At 73.5% G+C, this 5,742-nt stretch carries 4 protein-coding genes and 1 pseudogene; all 5 read right to left on the bottom strand.

From position 1 onward, the window contains the following. On the bottom strand, nt 1-787 hold a 787-nt coding region (locus ACWJ6R_RS28675), incomplete at its 3' end, for a uroporphyrinogen-III synthase (protein WP_449065217.1). Beyond that, nucleotides 784-1,149 (bottom strand): nitrite reductase small subunit NirD, encoded by a 366-nt coding sequence (gene nirD / locus ACWJ6R_RS28680; RefSeq protein ID WP_449065218.1) that lies wholly within the window; start codon nt 1,147-1,149, stop codon nt 784-786. The genes nirD and ACWJ6R_RS28675, both read right to left, overlap by 4 nt. Nucleotides 1,150-1,220: 71 nt before the next feature. Beyond that, a pseudogene (nirB, locus tag ACWJ6R_RS28685) lies at nt 1,221-3,667 on the bottom strand (nitrite reductase large subunit NirB). Nucleotides 3,668-3,696: 29 nt separating this feature from the next. Then, nucleotides 3,697-5,109, bottom strand: a complete 1,413-nt coding sequence (locus ACWJ6R_RS28690; RefSeq protein ID WP_449065219.1) for an FAD-dependent oxidoreductase — start codon at nt 5,107-5,109, stop codon at nt 3,697-3,699. Then, nucleotides 5,106-5,742 (bottom strand): molybdopterin oxidoreductase family protein (locus tag ACWJ6R_RS28695; protein ID WP_449065220.1); only part of this gene is annotated, 637 nt, incomplete at its 5' end. The genes ACWJ6R_RS28695 and ACWJ6R_RS28690, both read right to left, overlap by 4 nt.

A 5,742-nucleotide genomic window follows, 5' to 3' on the forward strand; every position in this document is an offset into this window, starting at 1 on the left:
CCTCCAGCGGCGCGGCGGTGACCGGCCCCACGCAAGCGGCGACGACCTGACCGGCGAACGCCGCCAGCAGCGCCTCCTCCAGCCCGTCCGCGCGGGCCGCGCCGAGCATGGCCAGGACCGCGGGGGCGCTGGTGAAGGCCACCGCGTCCACCCCGCCGGAGACCGCCTGGCTGATCAGGCGGCGCAGCGGCGACGGGTCGCGGTAGGGCAGCCACCGGTAGACCGGCACCTCGATGACCTCGGCCCCCGCCTCGCGCAGCGCCGCCGTGAAGCCCGTCAGCGGCTCCCCGTGCAGCTGCACCGCGATGCGCCGGCCCCGCAGGTCCTGGGCGAGCAGGTGCTGCTTGACCTCCTCGCACGACTCGGTGGCCGGCGTCCAGTGGTCGTTCAGTCCCGCCGCCCGGACCGCGCCGCGGGCCTTGGGGCCCCGGGTCAGCAGCCGGGCGGCGGTCAGGTGCTCCGACAGCTCACCGGAGAGCCCCCACCCCTCGGCGGCGGCCGTCCAGCCACGGAAGCCGACCCCCGTGGTGATCACCACGTCGTCGATCGGCCCCGCCAGGACCTCGCGGGTCGCCGCCAGCAGGTCCGTGTCCTCGGCCAGCGGCACCAGCCGGATCGCCGGGGCCTGCACGACCCGGGCGCCCCGCCGTTCCAGCAGCGCGCAGAACTCCTCGCGCCGCCGGGTGGCGGTGACCCCGATGGTGAACCCGGCCAGCGCGTCGGGCTCCGTCTCCGGGGACCCCGACGCGGGGACCGAGGACGGGATCAGGGGGGCCAGGGAGCTCAAGGGACTCTCACTTCCACCGCGCCGCCGGACAGGCGGACCGGATAGGTCGGTACGGACGTCTCCGGGTCGTCCAGGCACCGGCCGGTCACCAGCGAGAAGACCTGCTTGTGCATGGGGGAGGCCACGGTCGGCTCCGCGCCGCGCGTCCCGACGATCCCCCGCGACAGGACCCAGGCCCCGCTGAACGGGTCGAGGTTGCCGGTCGCGTACAGGTCGCCGTCGAAGGTGCGGAACACCGCGACCTGGTGCCCGTCCACCAGGACGCACACGCCCTCCTCGGGCAGCAGGTCGGTGTAGGCGCAGACCGCGGTCCAGCCGGCGGTCTCCAGGGCGGTGTCCAGGTTCTCGCGCAGGATGGTCATCGGGGAAACCCCTCCTTCTTCTCCGGTCGGTGTGAGGTCGAGGGTCGGTGCGTGGTCGAGGGTCGCGGTGGTCAGGATCGGACCGCCTCGAGCGGGATCAGGACCGGCTTGACCTGGTCCCGCTCCGGGGCGAAGGCGATCGACGGGTCCGGGGTGCCGGGCGCGTTGACGAAGGAGACGAAGCGCCGCATCCGCTCGGGGTCGTCCAGGACCGCGCGCCACTCGTCGGCGTAGCCGGCGACGTGCCGCTCCATCTGCGCGTCCAGTTCGGCGCAGATGCCCAGGGAGTCCTCCAGCACGACCTCCTTGACGTAGTCGAGGCCCTGGTTCTCCAGCCAGACCGAGGTGCGCTGGAGCCGGTCGGCGGTGCGGATGTAGAACATCAGGAAGCGGTCGATGACCCGGATCAGCTCGTCGGTGGACAGGTCCGAGGCGAACAGGTCGGCGTGCCGCGGGGTGAAGCCGCCGTTGCCGCCGACGTAGAGGTTCCAGCCCAGCTCGGTGGCGATGATGCCGAAGTCCTTGCCGCGCGCCTCGGCGCACTCGCGGGCGCAGCCGGAGACGGCCGACTTCAGCTTGTGCGGCGAGCGCAGCCCCCGGTAGCGCAGCTCCAGCGCGATGGCCAGGCCGACGGAGTCCTGCACGCCGTACCGGCACCAGGTGGAGCCGACGCAGGACTTGACCGTGCGCAGCGCTTTGCCGTACGCGTGGCCGGACTCGAAGCCGGCGTCGACCAGGCGCTTCCAGATCAGCGGGAGCTGCTCGACGCGGGCGCCGAACAGGTCGATCCGCTGCCCGCCGGTGATCTTCGTGTAGAGGCCGAAGTCGCGGGCGACCTCGCCGATCACGATGAGCTTGTCGGGGGTGATCTCCCCGCCGGGGATGCGCGGCACCACCGAGTAGGTGCCGTTGCGCTGGATGTTGGCCAGGTAGCGGTCGTTGGTGTCCTGCAGCGCGGCCTGCTCGCCGTCGAGGATGTGGCCGTTGCCGAGCGAGGCGAGGATGGAGGCGACGACGGGCTTGCAGATGTCGCAGCCGCGCCCGGTGCCGTGCTCGGCGATGAGCTGGGAGAACGTCGTGATGCCGCGCACCCGGACGATGTCGAACAGCTCGGCCCGGCTGTAGGTGAAGTGCTCGCACAGGGCCTTGGAGACCTCGACGCCGGACTTCACCAGGATCTGCTTGAGCATCGGGATGCAGCTGCCGCAGGTGGTGCCCGCGCGGTGCAGTCCTTGATCCCCGCGACGTCGGTCAGGCCCTTGTCGGCGATGGCCGAGCAGATCTGGCCGTGGGTGACGTTGTTGCAGGAGCAGACCACGGCCTCGGCGGGCAGTTCCATGTTCGCCGGGCCGCCGGTGAACAGCAGCTCGCTGGGCGAGCCCGGCAGCTCGCGGCCGACGAAGGGCTTGAGCGTGTTGTACGGCGTGGCGTCGCCGACGCAGATCCCGCCGAGCAGGGTGCGGGCGTCGTCGCTGACGAACAGCTTCTGGTAGACGCCGGTGACCGGGTCCATGAAGGTCACGTCGAGCGCGCCGTCCATCGCGCCGAACTGGGCGACCTCCACGCCGAGCAGCTTGAGCTTGGTCGACATGTCCGCGGGGGTGAAGGCCGCCTCGCCGCCGAGGATCCGGTCCGCGGCGACCTCGGCCATGGTGAAGCACGGTCCGACCAGGCCGTAGACCATGCCCTGGTGCAGCGCGCACTCGCCGACCGCGTAGATCGCCGGGTCGCTGGTGCGCATGCCGTCGTCGACGGCGATGCCGCCGCGCTCGCCGACCGCCAGGCCGCAGGTGCGGGCCAGCTCGTCGCGGGGGCGCACCCCGGCGGAGAAGACCACGACCTGCGCCTCGATCGTCTCGCCGTCCGGCTTGACCAGGCCCGTAACGCGCCCGGCGTCGTCGGCGGTGATCTCCTTCACCCCGGCGCCGGTGTGCACGCCCAGGCCGAGCGACTCGATGTGGCCGCGCAGCACCGCGCCGCCGCCCTCGTCGACCTGGCGGGGCATGAGCCAGCCGCCCATCTCCACGACGTGCGTCTCGAGGCCCAGCCCGCGCAGCGCGTCGGCGGCCTCCAGGCCGAGCAGCCCGCCGCCGATCACCACGCCGGCCGCGGCGCCCGCCGACGCCTCCCGGATCGCGTCCAGGTCGTCGAGGGTGCGGTAGACGAAGCAGCCGTCCAGGTCCTTGCCGGGCACCGGCGGCACGAACGGGCTGGAGCCGGTGGCCAGCACCAGCACGTCGTACGGCTCGGCGTGCCCGTCGGCCGTCGTCACGGTCCGGCCGTCCCGGTCGATCGCGGTGACCGCCGAGCCGAGCCGGAGCACGACGCCGTCGGGCACCGGGTAGGTGAGGTCCTCGGCGCTCTTGCCGGCCAGGTAGGAGGTCAGCGCCACCCGGTCGTAGGCGGGCCGGGGCTCCTCCCCCAGGATCGTGATCCGCCCGCCGAAGCCGCGGTCGGTCAGCGTCTCCACCAGCCGGTAGGCCGTCGGCCCATGTCCCACCACTACCAGCCGCGTCATCCGCGCGCCCCTTCCTTCCGCTGCGTCCGTCACGCCGAGACCCCTTCCTGCTCACACAGCCAGCCGACGATGCCCTCGACCGCGTCGCGGCAGCCGCCGCAGCCGGTCGTGGCACGCGTGGCGGCCGCCACGGCCTCCACGTCGCGGGCCCCGGACTCCCAGCAGGCCCGGATCTGGCCCTTGGTCACGTTGTTGCACTGGCACACCTTGGCCGCGTCCGGCATCCGCACCGGGCTGTCGGCCACCGGGGTCCCGCTCAGGCCGGGGAAGAGCAGCCCCGCCCGGTCGCCGGGGACCGGGGCGCCCCGGTCGAAGAGCTGGGTGAGCGTGCCCACCGCCGCCGTCTCGCCGAGCAGGATCGCCCCGACCAGCCGGCCGTCGCGGATGACGAGCTTGCGGTAGGTGCCGCGGGCCCGGTGGCTGAACCGCACCACCTCCGTCGAGCGGTCGGCGTCCTCGTCCACGTGGGTCTCGCCCATCGCCGCCAGCTCGACGCTCTTGGCCTTCAACCGGGTCACCAGCCGCGACCCGCGGTAGCGGGCCGTCTTGTCGGCGCCGGTCACCAGGTCGGCGACGACCGCCGCCTGCTCCCAGGCGGGGGCGACGAGCCCGTAGACCACGCCCTCGTGCTCGGCGCACTCGCCGATCGCGAAGATCGACGGGTCGTCGGTGCGCATCTCGGCGTCCACCACGACCCCGCGCGCCACCTCCAGGCCCGCGTCCCTGGCCAGCGCGGTCACCGGGCGGACCCCGCAGGCGAGCACCACCAGGTCGGCGTCGACCGTCTCGCCGCCGGCCAGCCGTACGCCGTGCTCCTCGATCTCCTCCACCACGACGCCGGTCCGGATCCGCACGCCCAGCTCCGTCAGCGTCTCCTGGAGCAGCAGCCCCGCCTCGGCGTCGAGCTGGCGCTCCATCAGGTGCCCGGCCAGGTGGAGCAGCGTCACCGGCAGCCCGCGTCCGGCCAGGCCCCGGGCCGCCTCGATGCCCAGCAGCCCGCCGCCGACCACCACCGCGCCGCGCGCCGTGGCGGCGGCCTCCAGGATGGCCTGGCAGTCGTCCAGCGTCCGGAAGGTGACGGCCCGCTCCGCGCCGGGCACCGGCGGCACCACGGCCTCGCTCCCGGTCGCCAGCACCAGGATGTCGTACGGCTCGCGCCCGCCGTCGGCGGTGACGACCGCCTGCGCCTCCCGGTCGATCGCCGTCACCGCGACGCCCGGCATGGCCGTCACCCCGTGGTCGGCGTACCAGGACGGGTCCAGCAGCCGCACCTGGTCCGGGAGCATGGTCCCGGCCACCACGTTCGACAGCAGCACCCGGTTGTACGGCTGCCAGTCCTCGGCGCCGAAGACGGTCACCTTCATGTCCTTGTCCCGGGCACGGACCTCGTTCACCAGGCGGGAACCCGCCATCCCGTTGCCCACCACCACCAGCCGGGTCATCCGACACGCTCCACTCTCACGGCGCACACTTTGAACTCCGGCATCCTCGACACCGGGTCGAGTTCGGGATTGGTCAGCACGTTGACTCCGATCCAGTGGAACGGCATGAACACGGTGTCGGCGCGGATCGCCGGGTTGACCCTGACCACGCCCTCGGTCTCGCCCCGGCGGCTGACCACCCGCAGCCTCTGGCCCGGGGACACCTCCAGGCGCTCGGCCAGGTCGGGGTGGACCTCCACGAACGCCTCGGAGACGACGGCGTTGAGGGCCGCGATCCTGCGGGTCTGCGCACCGCTCTGGTAGTGGGCCAGCACCCGGCCGGTCGTCAGGTACAGCGGGTAGTCGGCGTCGGCCTCCTCGCCCGGCGGGCGGTGCTCGACCGGGACGAACCGGGCGCGGCCGTCCGGGGTGGCGAACCCGTCCAGGAAGGGCCGCGGCGTGCCGGGGTGGCCGGTGTCCGGGCAGGGCCAGAAGACGCCGGTCTCGGCGGCGATCCGCTCGTAGGTGATGCCCGCGTAATCGGCGATCCCGCCGGCGCTCGCCCGGCGCAGCTCCTCGAAGACCACGCGGGGGTCGGCCGGGAACCCCGCGGCCCCCGCGGCCCGTCCTCCCGCCGGTGAACGCCAAGGCCGA

It is taken from the genome of Planomonospora algeriensis (assembly GCF_977012225.1).

Coding starts and splice junctions, on each gene's coding strand:
- nirD (WP_449065218.1), bottom strand. CDS start 1,149: ATGACCATCCTGCGCGAGAACCTGGACACCGCCCTGGAGACCGCCGGC.
- ACWJ6R_RS28690 (WP_449065219.1), bottom strand. CDS start 5,109: ATGACCCGGCTGGTGGTGGTGGGCAACGGGATGGCGGGTTCCCGCCTG.